The sequence below is a fragment of the Winogradskyella sp. A2 genome (assembly GCF_046762865.1).
GTDB lineage: Bacteria > Bacteroidota > Bacteroidia > Flavobacteriales > Flavobacteriaceae > Winogradskyella.
Genome location: NZ_JBKQXM010000003.1, coordinates 384,720 through 401,603 on the forward strand (window position 1 = coordinate 384,720; position 16,884 = coordinate 401,603).

Here is a 16,884-nt window from a genome sequence, read left to right on the forward strand (position 1 = left end):
CGGAATTTTCAATACTCCTATCCAAAATATCATTATATTGTAGTATTATATTCCCTTAGCAATCAATTTCTTAGTAAGAATTATCATACAATTTGCACCCTAGCTACTTGTACCTAATCTTTTGCTTTTATTTTCTCTAGAACTGGAATGATTATGTTTTGGTGGCTATTAATTAATCAACTAAATCATTCACATTATGAAAAAACTAAGTATTCTTTTACTTGTTGTTCCATTCTTTCTTATGGGACAAGATGACAACTCAGCTATGATTAACAATGTAACACACATTAAGGTAAAAATGGGCCATGATGCTCAATTTATTGATGGTGTTAAAAAGTACAAAAAGTGTTACGCTGAAAACAGCGGTGAGGACACATGGAATTTTTGGAACCGTGTTCAAGGTTCATCATCTGTTTATGCTGTCACAGATACGATGGCAAACTGGGCAGAAATGGACGAAGGTCCGGATGAAGCAAGTGGAAAGTGTAGAGATATAATGATGGAATCCATTATGCCACATATGAAAGATGTGAATTACATGATAACAATGAGTATGCCTGATATCAGTAACGATTCTCAAGATCCTGCAACCAAAGTTTGGGTTACTTATTTTAGAGTAAGTAATTATGCAGATTTTATGTCAGTAGTTAAAGCCGTATCTGGTGCTGTAAAAAAAGCTGAAGGTGACGAACGTGCCTATTGGTATGAGGTACAAGGTGGTAGCGAAAAAGACGCTGATTATCTAGTAGCATGGCCATTTGAAAAGTATGCTGATCTAGATAAGGACCAAGACGGTGTTTGGGCAGTTTATTCTAAAGAATATGGAGAAGAAAAAACGGCTGAAATGCGCGCAAAATTTAATGCTGCAGTAGATGGTTCATGGTCTTATATCTACAGTAAAAATATGGATATGTCTAAAACTGACTAAATATTTGAGCCATATATTTTTTACAAATATTTAGCAGTACAATGTGATTAATAAAACAATTTTATTTTTTGATTGGATATTCTGTTAGTTTTAGTGTTAAAGTAAAATACTGATCAGAAATTAAATTCAATGTTAACTTAGCTATCAATTAAAACTGCTAAATAGAAAAAGCGTTACATCAAAGTGACGCTTTTTTAATACCTTTAAAGTCTACCCAAGTCATATATCTAGAAAATGACTCATACATCAATCAAATCTAAAAGAATAAACTCTATTGACCTTTTGAGAGGCCTCGTAATGGTACTAATGGCATTAGACCATGTTAGAGACTACTTCCACATCAATGCCTTTACTGGTAATTATCCAGAAAATATGGAGTCGACCAATATTATTCTCTTTGGCACCCGCTTTGTCACCCATTTTTGTGCACCAGTATTTGTATTCTTAGCTGGCACATCTGCTTTTCTTTACGGTCAAAATAAATCTAAAGCGCATTTATCAAAGTTTCTTATTACAAGAGGCATATGGCTCATTTTTGTCGAGATTTTTATTAATAATTTTTTATGGTGGTTTGATATTTCTTTTGGTTTTACCAACCTTCAAGTTATTTGGGCTATTGGTGTCTGTATGATAGTATTAGGATTGCTAATACATTTACCAAAAAAGGTAATCTTTATTATTGCTTTACTAATTGTCTTTGGACATAATTCTTTAGACGGAATAGTTAAGGAAGGTAATAACTTAGGTGCTGTTTTGTGGTATTTTCTACACCAGATGAATGGGTTTAGCTATGCCGAAGGAAGATTAATTTGGTTTTCTTATCCAGTATTACCTTGGATTGGTGTAATGTCATTAGGATATTGTTTTGGCCAATTATATAAAAAAGAAGCATCTATTACTTTAAGGAATAAATGGTTAATTATAGCCGGGATTTCTTCAATTGTATTGTTTTTTATTTTTAGAGGATTGAATTTTTATGCGGACTTAATACCTTGGTCTTATCAAGAAACTACTGAAAAAACTATAATTTCCTTCTTTAATACAACAAAATACCCACCTTCATTAGTTTATTTATTAATGACTTTGGGACCTACATTTTTATTTCTATATGGTATTGAAAACATTAAAAATAAAATTGCAAATTATTTAATAGTGTTTGGAAGAGTTCCTTTCTTCTTCTACATTATTCATATTCTTGTAATTCATATAGGTGCAATTATTGGATTAATTATAACTGGAAAAGATTGGACATTAATGATACTAAATAATGAGATTATGAGCACTGGTGCTCTCCGAGGATATGGCTATTCTCTCTTTACTGTATATATAATTTGGGCATTAATCATACTTATCTTATATCCAATTTGTTACAGGTATATGAGCTATAAATTAAAGAATAAGAATAAATGGTGGCTAAGTTATTTGTAACTTTAGGCTAATTATTCACACCTATATATTAAAACCAAATATTTATTTATGAATGGATTTGACATTGTAATGGTTATAGCCATAATCCTTTTTGCAAGGCTTGGTGTGAGGTTGGTGACCCAATATATAAAATTGAAGAAAGAAAAGGATTCGGATGAAAATGAATCATAAAATTAAATTACTCAACACACGCTTTTACTATTTGGTTTTATCGAAACCTATAAATCTCTATAAAAAGTAAGACCATTACCATACAAATCATAAAAGGCGAACTCCTTTGTTCCCCACGGCATTTCCTTTAGACTCGTGTTTTTGTGAAACACATTTTTTGTACTGTACTCTTCAAACAACGCTTCAATATTATCAACATAGATTCTCAACATTGGTCGGTCAAGGCCTGCAACCCATTCTTTCTCATCGTGCCATTGCAAATGTATTTCAATATTGTCTCGTTTAACACCAGCATAGCCGTTTGGGTCAGTAGGATCTTTAAACGCAATCATAAACCCTAATTTGTCGCAATAATATCCTAAAGCTTCATTCACATTTTTAACTGGTAATATCGGATGAATGGCCTTTAAAAATCCTGTCATGATTTTTCTTTATTTTTAATACTTAAATGTAACATTTTAGTTATTGCATCCTCTTATTGTTATGAAACATTTTTTAATTACAATACTGCTATTAATCTCATTTCAAATTGGATTTGGACAAACCTTAGAAAGTCAAAAGCGCGTTGAAAATGATTCTGTTTATATAGATTTTATTAACCCTTTCTATGTACCAATTGAAATGAAGCTGTCAGCTTTAGATTCTACAAAGGCATATATTAAAGTAAGACAACATGCTATATTAAATTATCAGGATACACTTCATGGTGCTTTTATAATACCAAAATCAATGGTAAAGGATACTGCCAAAATTAAAAGTAGTCACTATATAAATTTTAAAGGAAGTTTTGGAGATCCAAAATCAATAGTAAATAGTGATTATCGCTATACATTACCTTACCCTAAAAATAAGCGTTACAAAATCATTCAGTCTTTTGGTGGTAAATTTTCACACAATAAAATTCCCTCTAAATATGCGATAGATTTTGGGACTAAAGTTGGTGATACTATTACAGCTTCTAGAGGCGGTATTGTCTTTTTTGTAAAAGAAGATTCCGACGAACACTGTAGAACACGTAAATGTATTGATAAGGGCAACAAAGTCTATATTCTACACAATGATGGAACAATGGCTCATTATGTTCATTTAAAATTAAATGGAGCTCTTGTTGAAGTTGGAGATAAGGTAAATGTTGGTGAACCTATTGCCATCTCAGGAATGACAGGTTTCACAACCATACCACACCTTCATTTGGTTGTTTATAAAGCCAATGGAGTTTCTATTCCATTTTACTTTAAAGGTCAAAAATCGAAAAAACTTAAACAAGGAAAATACTATACACGAAGAGAATAAATCTTACGATTTTACCTTACCAGTAAAATGATTCACTTTCGAATTAATTGGGTTACCTGTAGTACGTCTATAAATAGCTATTTGCCCACAATGCCATATAGCATCAGAAATCGGACCATTAACCTGATTCCAAAATGGAATTTTCTGATCACCGAAAATTATGTTGAATTGAGATATATCTTCACTTTCCCTCAAAATGTCTGCTGCTGTTTTAAGATTTACTAATGTCTTAGATCGCATTTCAGAATAGCTCAATTCTTCATTCATTCTATTATTAGGTTTTTTTAAGGTGGAATTGACAATAATTTTAGATAAATCGTAAATATGTTTAATCGTTTCTTCCGCAGTACGTCCTTTTTCAGTAGCCTTAAATTTCAAATCTTGTTCCGTGAGATTATTAGTTGCCCAATAAAACCTGAAGCCCAAGGCATCAACCATTCTTGCTGATATTGTACCTGCTGTAAATTCCTCTGAGTATTCAGGAATTTCATAATACGGTAATTGCTCCTCTGTTTGACACAGTGCAACATTGCAAAAAACTAATATGATTAAAACGAATTTTTTTTTCATTTCTAATCTTTAAAATTTGATGACTTAGGAACTGGATTCACACCATACTTATCATACAAATAAACTAAGGAAGTCATTGTTGCTGCTCCCAATTCTAATTCTCGTTTATTAACATGCTCAAACGTATCGTTGGATGCGTGGTGATGATCAAAATAGCGTTGAGAATCTGGCCTCAAACCAACTAACACATTTGATTCAGATCGTAATGGACCGACATCTGCACCACTACCACCCAATTCAAAATAATGGATAAGATATGGTTTAAACAATGGTTTCCAGTCGAGGACTTGACTATAATTTGCTTCATTTGTAGTAAAAGAAAATCCACGAGGCGTAAAACCACCAGCATCACTTTCAAGGGCGAAAATATGATTCTCTCCTTTTTCCTTTGAAACTTCCGCATACTTTCTTGCTCCTCTTAACCCATTTTCTTCATTCATAAACAATACAACCCTAATACTTCTTTTTGGTGTAATTCCACTTTCTTTCATTAATCTTAGCACATCCATTGATTGTACAACACCAGCACCATCATCGTGAGCTCCATCTCCTAAATCCCAGGAATCTAAATGGCCTCCAACCAAAATTATTTCATTTGGATATTCTGAACCCGTAATTTCACCGATAACATTATAGGACAAAACATCTTCAAATTGTTGGCAGCTTTGCTCTAAGAAAAACTCGAGATTAGGATCCTTTTTAAGTGCCTCACTTAACTTAACTGCATCGTTGGTACTTATGGCCGCAGAAGGTATTCTTTGATCTACTGGTAAATCACCATAACTCATACTGCCTGTATGAGGGTAATCATCTTGTCTAGAACTTAATGAACGCACAATTGTACCCACAGCACCATACTTTGCGGCCTCGGCTGCTCCTCTATAACGTTCTGAAGAACAACCTCCATAAGCCTGAAATGTATTAATTAACTCTGGTTGTAGAGCTCTATTAATAAAAACGATTTTGCCTTTTATCTTTTCTTCTCCCAAACCAGCTATATCCTTGTATGTACTTACCTCAATAACTTGTGCCTTTGTCCCACCATCTGGTGTTGCTATTGAACCACCCAACGCACAAACATTTACTTTATAAAACCCATCCGATGATTCAAAATATGCCATTTCTTTTTGGCCTCTCACCCACTTTGGTACCATTACGGGCTGTAGCCATACTTTATCCAATCCTAATTTTTCAAGTTCAGATTTAGTATACTGTACAGCTAGTTCTGCACTTGTAGAACCAGACAATCGTCCTCCAATAGTATTGGATAGATAATCTAACCAGTCATAACTCTTACCATTCGTTAAAGACGTTTTATAAATGGTTTTTAATACATCTTCATCATTCTGTGCAATGCAATATGTAGTTGCAATAACAAAAAGAAGCGCAATTTTTAAGACTTTCATTTTTATTCGTTTTCTAATTCTTGTTTATACAGACCAATATTTGCCTTTTCTTTGGCAGGTAATTCTGGTTCTTTTATATCAGTATAATTTTTTAGGGTATCATATAATATCTTAGCTACTAGATAGCGTGCTGTTGGTTTATCGTCTGCAGGTATATTAAACCAAGGTGCATGTTGTTTAGAACTTCTATTCAATACGTCTTCATAGCAAGTCTGATACTTATCCCAAAGTTTTCTTTCCTTTAGATCATCTGATGAAAATTTCCAGTTTTTGTTGGGTTTATTCAAACGGCGAAGTAAACGGTTCTTTTGTTCATCTTTAGATATGTTCAAAAAGAACTTAAAAATTATAGTCCCATTATCTGCAATATGTTTTTCAAAATTATTTATTTCATTAAAACGCCTGTCCCAAAAAGCATCATTTACATCATCTACTGAGTCTATTCCTGGCATATTTTCATACATCAAGTATTTAGGATGCACACGCGTTACAAGTACATTTTCATAATGCGTTCTATTAAAAATTCCAAATTTCCCTCTGGCTGGCAATGCAATATAATGTCTCCAGAGATAGTCGTGCTTTAACTCTAATTCAGTAGGTTTTTTAAAACTATGTGCAACAATTCCTCTGATATTGAATTCTTTGAAAACTTGACGAATTAAACTATCCTTTCCAGCAGTATCCATTCCCTGAATACACATTAATACAGCATATTTCCCATGAGCATACATGGTATTCTGAATATCTGCCAAATCTTCACTGATTTGTCTCAGTCCTTTTTCAATTGTTTTTTTACCAGCACCTAAATCAATAGAAGTAGGTAAATTTTCTATATCAATTTGAGATGAAATTCTAAAATCTTCAATATTAACTTTATTCATAACTCTATTATTTAGATGCAAATGCTTTTACATCGCTTTCACTAACTTCTTTACCTCCTAAAATTATTAGTCGCTCTACTACGTTTCTAAGTTCTCTGATGTTTCCTGTCCAATCGTAGTTTTGTAATAATTTTAGAGCCTTAGCTGAAAAAGATTTCTTGGCATTTCCTTGCTCTTTAGAAATTTTGTCTGAGAAATAATCTACTAACAACGGTATGTCTTCTCGCCTGTCATTTAATGCCGGGACTTTAACTAAAATCACTGCTAATCTGTGATATAAATCCTCTCTAAATTTACCGTCTTCAATCTCCTTCTTAAGATTTTTATTTGTGGCTGCAATTACTCTAACATCAACTTTAATATCCCTGTCACTACCAACGCGCTGAATCCTACTTTCTTGCAATGCACGGAGTACTTTAGCTTGTGCAGAAAGACTCATATCACCAATTTCATCGAGAAAGATGGTTCCTCCATTGGCTGCTTCAAATTTCCCTGCTCTATCCTTATTAGCTGAAGTAAATGCTCCTTTAACATGTCCAAACAATTCGCTTTCTATCAATTCTGAAGGAATCGCAGCACAATTAACTTCAATCATAGGCCCTCTAGAACGATCACTTTTTTGATGTAACCAATGAGCAACGAGTTCCTTGCCAGTTCCATTAGGACCTGTTATCAAAACTCTCGCATCTGTAGGTGCGACCTTATCAATCATTTCCTTGATATTTTCAATTGCCTCACTGTCACCAATCATCTCATAGTTTTTGCTGACTTTCTTTTTAAGTCTTTTATTTTCAACTACAAGCTCCTTTCTGTCTAAAGCAATCCTTACGGTATTTAAAAGTCTATTTAAATCTGGTGGTTTAGAAATATAGTCAAAGGCACCCAAACGCATTGTATTAACCGCAGTATCTAAATCTCCATGCCCAGAGATCATTACAACTGGTGTTTCGGGCTTTAATTTTTTTATGGCTTCTAAGACCTCTACACCATCCATTTTTGGCATTTTGATATCGCATAATACCAAATCAAAATCATCTTTTTTAATCTTATCGATTCCTGCTAAACCGTCTTCGGCCTCGTCAACTATATAAGTGTCATTTTCTTCAGATAGTATTTTTACTAATACCCTTCTAATTGCCGATTCATCTTCTATTATTAAAATTTTTGGCATATCTATATTTTAAATTTAATTCCGGTTCTAAGATAAAACGCATTAAGTTCGTTTAATCCAAATATTTCATCTCTATCACCATTTCGCAAAACATTGTTCAACCTAAAAGTATAACCTAAATATGTATAGGCAACTAAATGTTTGGTAAAACAATATTCATAACCAAGCCCTGCTACAGCAACAGATAGTGATATATTATTTACTTGTTGCCCATTAACGGCAATCGGTTCTTGTATGTTAGCAAAGTAGCCGTCTAGCGTCGCAAAAACCTGTAACATACTTTTTTCATCAAAGAAATACTTCAGGTTTGATTTAGGTACTCCAGCATTAAAAGACCATTTTTCATTAACTCTTCTATAATAACTTACAAAAGGAAGTGGAAATGGCAAACCTGCTGTTGTATTATAAGTTAATCCTAAAATTAATCTATAAGGTTTTTCTATATCCGTGGCATCCGTTCTATCCCTAATCGCAAAGATACCTCCATTCAAAAACAAGTCATCAGTAGTAATTGAGTTTGTAAGTGTAGATGCAATTCTTGGGTTAATATTTACACCCAATCTCCAATCATTTTCCCACTTAAATGTATAACCAACACTAAAGTCAATAATATGTAAAGTTTCTAATGACCCAGTATCAAAGGGGTAATCATCTTCTAAATTTAAGATTATTCTATTATACTCTCCGCCAACAAGCAAATAGTCCTTATCCTTAATTTTAATGGGGAAATTCAAAGATGCCCTAAGCCTAGTATATTGATCTTCAGATCTACTACTTGGTATAAATGAATACTCTAATTTAGCTAAATCAGTTAGTTGGGCTTGTGCAAAATGTATACAACAAAAAGTAACAATAATTTGCAGGGTTATACATTTTGGAAGCTTAAATATCATTCAGTCTTTATTTGTTTTTAATGTGTATGTCTCTTTGAGGAAAAGGTATTGTAATATTATTTTCCCTAAATAAACGATCAATTTCAAATCTAATATCACTTTTTTGAAAGGTTGCCTTAAAACTATCATTTAACGTAAATATTAATTTAAAATTTAAAGAACTGTCACCAAAGTCGGTAAAAACTACTAAAGGCTCTGGTACTTTAATTACCTCTGGATGAGAATTTGCAGCTTGCAAAAGAAGTTTTTTAACCAATTGTACGTCGCTACCATATGCCACTCCTACTTCAACATTTTCTCTTGTAAGGGTTCCATTTTGCGTCCAATTAAATAAAGAGTTGGTGAGATATAAGTGATTTGGTATAACTAGTACCTTATTATCAATTGTAACTGCTCTTGTTGTTCTTAATTTAATTTCTTCTACGCGTCCCACCTTACCATCTAATTCTATAATATCTCCTACATGAACTGATTGATCTAAGAGAATAAAAATACCAGATATTATATCCTGAAATAGTGTCTGCAAGGCTAGACCTACACCAATTAATAATGCTGCTGAAGCCGCAAAGACCCCAGTAACATTAAATCCAATTGCATTCAGTGTTATTAAAAGAAAAATAAGATATACTATCCACTTTCCATAAGAGAATACAGTATCAAATTTCGCCCTATCGTCTTTAGGCAAATTCCTCGTGAGAATTCTTTTAATGAGTTTTAATACTACTGAGGTAAGAACTATAACAAGAATTACAAACAATAGTCCTTTTACACTGATTGAAATATCATCAGTGAATGAAAATTCATAATTCAAAATTTCTTTGAACTTTTTCATATTAGTATTTCAACCATTTAAATAATTCTTTATAGGTTGCCTTTTTACCATACATTAAAATACCAACTCTATAAATTTTGGCCGCAAACCATACGGCAAAAATAAATGTACCTATCAAAAGTAATAGTGATAGGCCTTGTTGCCAAAGTGGTACTCCAAATGGTATGCGCATCAACATTACTACAGGAGAAGTTAGCGGTATAAAAGAGAACACTGTTGAGACTGTGCCATGAGGATCTTCGATAACTGTAAAAACACCAACATAGACTGCTAATATCAAGGGCATTAAAATTGGCAACATAAATTGTTGGGTATCTGTTTCATTATCTACCGCTGCGCCAATTGCGGCGTACAACGAACTATATAAGAGATACCCTCCTATAAAAAAGAATATAAAGGCTATGACTAAATTACCAATAGGTAAATTACTTATTGCAGTTATAATATTCTCAGCCATAACCTGTGCTTCATCTGCTCCTTGTGTTGCTATAGCTTGATTAACAATATCTTTTTGTGGTGTATTGACCTGCGCCATATCTATACCAAATATTGCCGAAACTATAGTTAGCATTAAACCACCTAAAACAACCCAAATCGCAAATTGAGTAACACCGGCCAAAGATGTACCAATAATTTTACCCATCATTAATTGTATAGGTTTTACAGAAGAAATAATAACCTCTATTATTCTGCTTGTTTTTTCTTCAATAACACTGCGCATAATCATGTTACCATAGATAATGATGAACATAAACAATAAGTATCCTGCAATACCTCCAAAAGCAAGTTTAACAACATTATCAATTTTAGAACTTTTCTCACCATCAAAACTCTCCTGAGCTATATCAATATTTGTTTTTGATGCGTCAATTTGCTCAAGAGAAACCCCATCTTTTTGTAGTTTCATTTCTTGCAATCGCTTCTCTACTTTTCGTTCTATTGCTGATATTATAGTTAATGAAGGGGACTCCTCAGAATAAAACTTTATATTCTTCCCAATATCATCTAACGACGCTACTTCCCCAATATGTAACAAACCATAGTCCTCTTTTTCCTTGACTAATTCCTTGGCATCTTCTAAGCTTAATCCATTAAGCTTTAAATAGGATGTGTTTTCTGTACTTTCAAAAATATCAGTTAAATATCCAGTCTCATCTAATATTGAAATGGTTCGTTTTTTATCATTATTAATTTGAGACAAATAAGAAACCAAAGCAATTAATGCAATCATAATCAATGGACTTAAAAAGGTCATGATTATGAATGATTTATTCTTAACCTTAGTTAAATATTCACGCTTTATAATAAGGGGTAAATGATTCATTCCTAATTATTTTGAACAGTTTGAATAAATATATCATTAGCAGTTGGAATTACCTCAACGAAATGGTGAACCTCCGCTTTAGACGTTAAAAATGACAACAGATCATTCGATGAAGTATCTTCATCGATTTTGATATTCAATTTTATGTCATCATGTAAATTTTTGAAGGTTGCTGGTAAAACATCGAAGGTGTTTTTAATTTCAGAAAGTACAGCCTCACTATTTGATGATTGTAAACCGACTTCAAAAGTATTTGTTTTGAAGTTGCGTTTAATATCGTTAAGCTTACCATCTAATATTTTGTTAGACTTGTGCAATAGAGCTATATGATCACATAACTCCTCAACTGATTCCATTCTGTGAGTAGAAAAAATTACAGTTGCACCATCGTCTCTTAATTTCAAAATTTCGTCTTTAATTAAGTTGGCATTAATAGGATCAAATCCAGAAAATGGTTCATCAAAAATCAATAATTTGGGGCGGTGTAAAACCGTGACTATAAATTGGATCTTTTGAGCTTGTCCCTTACTTAACTCTTGAATCTTTTTGTTCCACCAATCACCAATTTCTAATTTTTCAAACCAATATTTAAGTCTGTTTTTAGCCTCGGATTTTGCCATACCTTTTAGCTGTGCAAGATAGAGTGCTTGCTCACCAACTTTCATAGACTTGTACAAACCTCTTTCTTCGGGAAGGTATCCAATATCTCTAATATGTTCTGGCTTTAATGGTTGGCCATCTAAATATACATGACCCTCATCTGGCATTGTTATTTGATTGATGATTCTAATAAGGGTTGTTTTCCCAGCTCCATTGGGACCCAATAATCCAAAAATACTGCCTTTTGGTACAGCAATAGACACTTCGTTTAGTGCTTTAAATTTTCCGAAATTTTTTGAAACGGAATCAGCTACTAATAGGTCATTCATATAGTCCGGAGTTTTTATTTAGGTTAGAAGGTAAATATATTAAATGTTATAGAGTTTTGTGTCATTTATTAAATACAAAATGATTTCAATTACTAATTAATAAGAGAGGAATCCTCTTTAAAAACAAAACCCACCCTTATAATTAAATAAGGATGGGAAAAAATTGCTATGAAAAAGAAAAATTACCGCTAATTAGCATTAGCGATAATTCAAAGATAATATTTTTTCTTAAACAAGGCTGTTTTAGGAGAACATATCTTTTACCTTTTCAAAAAAAGATTTGTCGGAGCTTTCTGGTTTAGGTTCAAAATGTTCATCATCTTTCATTTCTTCAAAAAATTCTTTCTGTTTTTTACTCAAAGTCTTTGGTGTCCAAACATTTACATGAACCAATAAATCACCTTTGCCATAACCATTTATACTCGGTATACCTTTACCTCTTAGTCTTAGAATTTTACCAGATTGTACACCTGCATCAATCTTAATTCTAACCTTTCCGGTTACAGTATCTATTTCTTTCGATGTACCCAATACTGCATTTGGAAGACTGACATACATATCATAATGCAAGTTATCACCCTCACGTTTTAATGTTGGATGATCTTCTTCTTGAATTAGTACCAATAGATCACCGGCAATCCCATTTCCAGGGGCATCATTACCCTTACCTGTAACTTTAAGTTGCATTCCATCAACAACACCAGCAGGAATTTTTACAGATACCGTTTCCTCAGCTAATTTCAAACCTTGAGAATCAGCATCAGCTGGTTTTTTATCAATTACTTGCCCAGCTCCACCACATGTTTGGCAAGCACTTGCAGTCTGCATTCTACCTAAAATGGTATTTGTAACTCTTGTGACTTGACCAGAACCATTACATGTTCCACATGTTTTATATGTTGTACCTGACGCTTGCTTTTTGCGTTTTACTTTAATTTTCTTTTCAACACCATTAGCCACCTCTTCTAATGAAAGTTTCACTCGTATACGTAAATTACTTCCTTTTACAACACGTTGTCTACCTCCACCGCCAAAGCCACTAAATCCACCACCAAAAGCGCCACCAAATATATCACCAAATTGGCTGAATATGTCATCCATATTCATACCGCCTCCTCCAAAACCACCAGCACCTTCAAAGGCTTGATGACCAAATTGGTCGTAACGTGCTTTCTTATCAGCATTACTTAATACCTCATAAGCTTCTGCTGCCTTTTTAAACTTTTCCTCAGCTTCTTTGTCATCTGGATTTTTATCTGGATGATACTTTAAAGCCATTTTTCGATAAGCTTTTTTTATTTCCGAGTCCGTAGCACCTTTGCTTATGCCTAAAATGTCGTAATAATCTTCTTTCATATTAATTACCCTAAATAATCGGGTTGTATTTTAACTCCGCTAATGCGAAAACATGTTGAATTTACTGTCCAATAACTACTTTTGGGAAGCGAATTACTTTATCACCTAACTTATATCCACGTTCAATGACATCAATAATTTTACCTTTTAAGTCATCAGTTGGTGCAGGAATCTGAGTTACTGCTTCATGGTCATCTGCATTAAATGTATCTCCTTGGTTTACCTCAATTTTAGATAAGCCTTTCTGCTCTAATGTGGTTACTAACTTATTGTAAATAAGTAAAACTCCTTTTCTTAATTCTTCAGCCTCCTTATCATCTTCAATGTGCATAAGTGCACGTTCAAAATCATCTAAAACAGGCAACATGGCTATCATTACATCCTGACCTGCTGTTTTAAACAACTCAATACGTTCCTTGTTAGTACGCTTTTTGTAGTTCTCAAATTCTGCGAACAATCGCATAAACTTATCCTTCTCTGCAACCAATTGATCTTGTAGTTGCTCTTCAGGTGATTTTGATTCTTTTTTTTGAGTTTCTACTTCTGCCTCTGCCGTTGCAGTTGCCGTATCTTCTATTTGTGGTTCTTCCGCTTTTTTATTTTTATCTTTTTTACTCATTTTGAGTCTAATTTTTAAATCTTCGATTTATGTGTGGCAAAAGTACTGCCATTCTTATAATAATGTCAAAATGTCATTAACATTTTTTTATAATACTAGGCGAAACGTAATGACTAACTTTGCGACTTCAAATAAAAAAACAAAACATTAACATGAAAACATCATTTTTAAAAATTTTCGCAGTTGTTGCTCTAATTACATTTACAAATTGTGGTGACAACAAAGCAAAAGAAGCTGAAACAAAAGCTGCTGAAGAAGCTGCAGTAGCGGAAGTTTCTGCCATAACTTTTAATGCTAGTACTGAAAACTCTATGATTGAGTGGAAAGGATTTAAACCAACAGGTTCTCATAACGGAACTATAGCCATTTCTGAAGGTTCAGTAAGTGTAAACAACGGAACTGTTGAAAGTGGCGACTTTACAATTGACATGGGAAGTATTGTTGTTACTGACATACCGGCTGAAGAAGAAGGCAATGCTAAACTAAGAGGGCACCTTACTAGTGATGACTTTTTTGACGTAGAAAAATTTCCAACAGCTAAATTTGAAGTAACAGGTATTTCTACGGTTGAAGGTAAAACTATGTTATCTGGTAATTTAACTATGAAAGAAAAAACTAATAATATTAGTATTCCTGTAACAACGTCTATAGAAGGTGACACTATGAAGTTAACTAGTGAAACATTTACAATTGACCGTTCTAAGTGGAATGTGCAATACGGATCTAAGTCATTCTTTGACAATTTAGGCGACAAATTTATCAACGATGATATTGAGCTTAAAGTAACATTAGTAGCTAGCAAGGCTTAATAATTGTTATATTACTATAAAACAAAAAGCACTTACCAATTGGTAAGTGCTTTTCTCTTTTCATAGCAATTTTATCACTAAAATTGCCTCTGCCATTAATTAACTATCATCAACCACATGTTAACTAATAGCGTTGTAGTAATGCATCAACTATTAATACACTAAAACTAACTATTTAGGCATTACTACAGTATCAATTACATGAATCACTCCATTACTTCCTTTTACATCAGTCGCTGTGATTTCACTGTAATTGCCCGCTTGGTCTTTCAACCATATTTTTCCATCTTTTTGCATTACTGTTAAAACAGTACCATTTAATGCTTTTACTTCTACTTTACCATTACCCTTTTTTAATGCTGCTACTACATCAGCCGCCATTAAATTTGCTGGGATCACATGGTATGTTAGAATATTTGTTAATGCTTTCTTGTTTTCTGGCTTCAATAGGTCAGCTAAAGCGTTTTGATCAATCTTTGCAAATGCTTCGTTTGTTGGAGCAAATACTGTAAATGGTCCATCTCCTTGTAAAGCACCTACTAAATCAGCTGCTTTTAATGCTGCTACTAAGGTTGAGAAATTCTCATTGCTTACTGCTACATCTACAATTGTGTTTTGTGCTGTAGCAGTTTGGTTAAATGTTAAGGCTACAAACGTTGTTAAAATAAAAACTAACTTTTTCATAATTTTAAATTATTGGTTAAACTAATTATACACTTTTTTTATTTTTGAAGTGCTTTCGTTTATATTTACACAAGCTTGTTTGCCCCAGATGAGTGACCTTATTTTTTTGGGAAATCTTTAACACACATGCAGAACGACATTGCGCTTATAAAACAACTTCAGAATAAAGATGAGCGTGCATTGTCATTGCTGTACGACAAATATTCAGGAGCCATTTACAGTGTTATCCTAAAGATGATTAAGGATGAAGGCAAAGCACAAGATTTATTACAAGAAACATTTATTACCGTTTGGGACAAAGCTCATCAATATGATATTGATAAGGGAAGATTTTATACGTGGGTATATAGAATAGCGAAAAACAAAGTGTTAAATGTGCTGCGAAAAAAAGATATGCTCATCCAAACCGATGATTTTGGTGTATATGCTAATAAAGAAGAAGACGTTAGTAATATAGACCCTGAGTTTTTGAAGTTAAAAGGAGCAATTACAACTCTAGAGCCACATCATAAAAATGCTTTAGAACTTGTTTATTTTAATGGATTAACTCACAGAGAAGCACATAAGGTTATGGATGTACCACTAGGTACCTTTAAATCTTATGTAAGACAAGCTCTTAAACAACTAAGAGAATCGTATGTAAAGACACTGAGTGTAATATTACTAATACTTAATGCGCTGTGATGATGGATAAGAAGACGCTGTTAGATAACGGATTATTAGAGCAATACCTGCTAGGTGAACTCAATGCGGATCAATGTAATGAAATTGAGAAATTGCTTGCATCTGATGCTGAACTAAAAGCAAAATATGATATACTCGATCAGGATTTTGAATCCATGGGGCTAGAAAATGCCATTGACCCTCCTGCCGAGGTTAAATCAAATATCTTAAAGCAAGTATCAAAACCTAATAGACCAAAAGCCAAAGTAATTAAATTATATTCTGGTGGCAAGGACAAATATTATTTAGGAATTGCCGCTAGTGTTGCCGGTTTGCTATTAGTTGGTAGTATTTGGATGTTTTCTCAGCTCAGTGATGTAAAACAACAGCTCAATACCGTAGAAATTAACAACAGTGAATTAAACAATACTATAGATAAGTTAAATAAGGAGCTTAACAGCAATACTGCTTTATTTGCTACACTCTCACACCCAGATACTGAACAGTACATTCTTAAAGGCAATACCTTAATGCCAGAAGGAAAAGTGGTAAGCTATATTAACCATACCACAAAATCTGTGGTGATCAATGCAGAAAAATTACCGGATTTAGATGCAGACCATGATTACCAAATGTGGGCAGACGTAGAAGGCGAAATGATTAATATGGGTATTATTTCTAAAGATAAAAACTTGTTGGCGATGAATTACATTGACCATGCAGAGTCTTTAAACATCACGATTGAACCAGCTGGTGGTAATCATCATCCTACGGTAGAAAAGTTGGTTACCAACGTTTATCTTAACTAGCCAAAAATTACGTAAGGTTGCGTATCGAAAAAAGCAGATTTTCTATTCGATTTGTATTTGCTAAATTAGTTGCTTAAACACGCAACGAAATCACACACAAAACTGTCGTAAGCAATTA

General features: G+C 33.3%; 19 protein-coding genes. 7 read left to right on the forward strand and 12 right to left on the reverse strand.

Features of this window, described 5'->3' with window-relative positions; all coding sequences use genetic code 11:
- Positions 1 to 196 precede the first annotated feature (196 nt).
- The 3 genes from ACFWV9_RS07670 (at position 197) to ACFWV9_RS07680 (ending at position 2,527) form a co-directional block, all read left to right on the forward strand.
- Positions 197 to 928: a hypothetical protein gene (locus tag ACFWV9_RS07670; RefSeq protein ID WP_411894662.1), complete on the forward strand. Its 732-nt coding sequence runs from the start codon at positions 197 to 199 to the stop codon at positions 926 to 928.
- 234 nt (positions 929 to 1,162) lie between these two features.
- Complete coding sequence (locus ACFWV9_RS07675) at positions 1,163 to 2,356, forward strand: DUF1624 domain-containing protein (protein WP_411894663.1); 1,194 nt, start codon at positions 1,163 to 1,165, stop codon at positions 2,354 to 2,356.
- 48 nt (positions 2,357 to 2,404) lie between these two features.
- Positions 2,405 to 2,527, forward strand: a complete 123-nt coding sequence (locus ACFWV9_RS07680; protein ID WP_411894664.1) for a hypothetical protein — start codon at positions 2,405 to 2,407, stop codon at positions 2,525 to 2,527.
- A gap of 47 nt (positions 2,528 to 2,574) precedes the next feature.
- Here the strand turns inward: ACFWV9_RS07680 and ACFWV9_RS07685 are convergent, their stop codons facing one another.
- Complete coding sequence (locus ACFWV9_RS07685) at positions 2,575 to 2,949, reverse strand: bleomycin resistance protein (RefSeq protein WP_411894665.1); 375 nt, start codon at positions 2,947 to 2,949, stop codon at positions 2,575 to 2,577.
- A gap of 61 nt (positions 2,950 to 3,010) precedes the next feature.
- Between ACFWV9_RS07685 and ACFWV9_RS07690 the strand changes: the two genes are divergently transcribed.
- Positions 3,011 to 3,820, forward strand: coding sequence for a M23 family metallopeptidase (locus ACFWV9_RS07690; RefSeq protein ID WP_411894666.1), 810 nt, complete (start codon positions 3,011 to 3,013; stop codon positions 3,818 to 3,820).
- 3 nt (positions 3,821 to 3,823) lie between these two features.
- Here the strand turns inward: ACFWV9_RS07690 and ACFWV9_RS07695 are convergent, their stop codons facing one another.
- The 10 genes from ACFWV9_RS07695 to ACFWV9_RS07740 form a co-directional block, all read right to left on the reverse strand.
- Positions 3,824 to 4,390: a hypothetical protein gene (locus tag ACFWV9_RS07695; protein WP_411894667.1), complete on the reverse strand. Its 567-nt coding sequence runs from the start codon at positions 4,388 to 4,390 to the stop codon at positions 3,824 to 3,826.
- Between the two features lie 2 nt (positions 4,391 to 4,392).
- Positions 4,393 to 5,796: a M20/M25/M40 family metallo-hydrolase gene (locus ACFWV9_RS07700; protein WP_411894668.1), complete on the reverse strand. Its 1,404-nt coding sequence runs from the start codon at positions 5,794 to 5,796 to the stop codon at positions 4,393 to 4,395.
- Positions 5,797 to 5,798: 2 nt separating this feature from the next.
- Positions 5,799 to 6,677 (reverse strand): PPK2 family polyphosphate kinase, encoded by an 879-nt coding sequence (locus ACFWV9_RS07705; RefSeq protein WP_411894669.1) that lies wholly within the window; start codon positions 6,675 to 6,677, stop codon positions 5,799 to 5,801.
- A gap of 7 nt (positions 6,678 to 6,684) precedes the next feature.
- Positions 6,685 to 7,848 (reverse strand): sigma-54-dependent transcriptional regulator, encoded by a 1,164-nt coding sequence (locus ACFWV9_RS07710; protein WP_411894670.1) that lies wholly within the window; start codon positions 7,846 to 7,848, stop codon positions 6,685 to 6,687.
- Positions 7,849 to 7,850: 2 nt separating this feature from the next.
- Complete coding sequence (locus tag ACFWV9_RS07715) at positions 7,851 to 8,741, reverse strand: DUF6268 family outer membrane beta-barrel protein (RefSeq protein ID WP_411894671.1); 891 nt, start codon at positions 8,739 to 8,741, stop codon at positions 7,851 to 7,853.
- A 7-nt stretch (positions 8,742 to 8,748) separates the two neighbouring features.
- Positions 8,749 to 9,573, reverse strand: a complete 825-nt coding sequence (locus ACFWV9_RS07720) for a mechanosensitive ion channel family protein (protein WP_411894672.1) — start codon at positions 9,571 to 9,573, stop codon at positions 8,749 to 8,751.
- A gap of 1 nt (position 9,574) precedes the next feature.
- The gene (locus ACFWV9_RS07725) at positions 9,575 to 10,897 is read right to left on the reverse strand and encodes an ABC transporter permease (RefSeq protein WP_411894673.1); all 1,323 of its coding nucleotides are present in this window, start codon (positions 10,895 to 10,897) and stop codon (positions 9,575 to 9,577) included.
- 2 nt (positions 10,898 to 10,899) lie between these two features.
- Positions 10,900 to 11,826, reverse strand: coding sequence for an ABC transporter ATP-binding protein (locus ACFWV9_RS07730; protein ID WP_411894674.1), 927 nt, complete (start codon positions 11,824 to 11,826; stop codon positions 10,900 to 10,902).
- A 243-nt stretch (positions 11,827 to 12,069) separates the two neighbouring features.
- The gene (gene dnaJ / locus ACFWV9_RS07735) at positions 12,070 to 13,182 is read right to left on the reverse strand and encodes a molecular chaperone DnaJ (RefSeq protein ID WP_411894675.1); all 1,113 of its coding nucleotides are present in this window, start codon (positions 13,180 to 13,182) and stop codon (positions 12,070 to 12,072) included.
- 61 nt (positions 13,183 to 13,243) lie between these two features.
- A complete protein-coding gene (locus ACFWV9_RS07740) occupies positions 13,244 to 13,801 on the reverse strand; it encodes a nucleotide exchange factor GrpE (RefSeq protein WP_411894676.1) in 558 nt (185 codons plus the stop codon).
- Between the two features lie 152 nt (positions 13,802 to 13,953).
- Here ACFWV9_RS07740 and ACFWV9_RS07745 point away from each other — a divergent pair, with 152 nt between their 5' ends.
- Positions 13,954 to 14,610, forward strand: a complete 657-nt coding sequence (locus ACFWV9_RS07745) for a YceI family protein (RefSeq protein ID WP_411894677.1) — start codon at positions 13,954 to 13,956, stop codon at positions 14,608 to 14,610.
- A gap of 171 nt (positions 14,611 to 14,781) precedes the next feature.
- On the opposite strand, the gene ACFWV9_RS07750 is transcribed toward ACFWV9_RS07745, so the two are convergent.
- The gene (locus tag ACFWV9_RS07750; protein ID WP_411894678.1) at positions 14,782 to 15,294 is read right to left on the reverse strand and encodes a fasciclin domain-containing protein; all 513 of its coding nucleotides are present in this window, start codon (positions 15,292 to 15,294) and stop codon (positions 14,782 to 14,784) included.
- 126 nt (positions 15,295 to 15,420) lie between these two features.
- On the opposite strand from ACFWV9_RS07750, the gene ACFWV9_RS07755 reads away from it, so the two are divergent.
- On the forward strand, positions 15,421 to 15,978 hold the full coding sequence (locus ACFWV9_RS07755) for an RNA polymerase sigma factor (protein ID WP_411894679.1): 558 nt from the start codon (positions 15,421 to 15,423) through the stop codon (positions 15,976 to 15,978).
- A complete protein-coding gene (locus ACFWV9_RS07760; RefSeq protein ID WP_411894680.1) occupies positions 15,978 to 16,766 on the forward strand; it encodes an anti-sigma factor domain-containing protein in 789 nt (262 codons plus the stop codon). The genes ACFWV9_RS07755 and ACFWV9_RS07760 overlap by 1 nt, the downstream gene beginning before the upstream one ends.
- Positions 16,767 to 16,884: the final 118 nt, after the last annotated feature.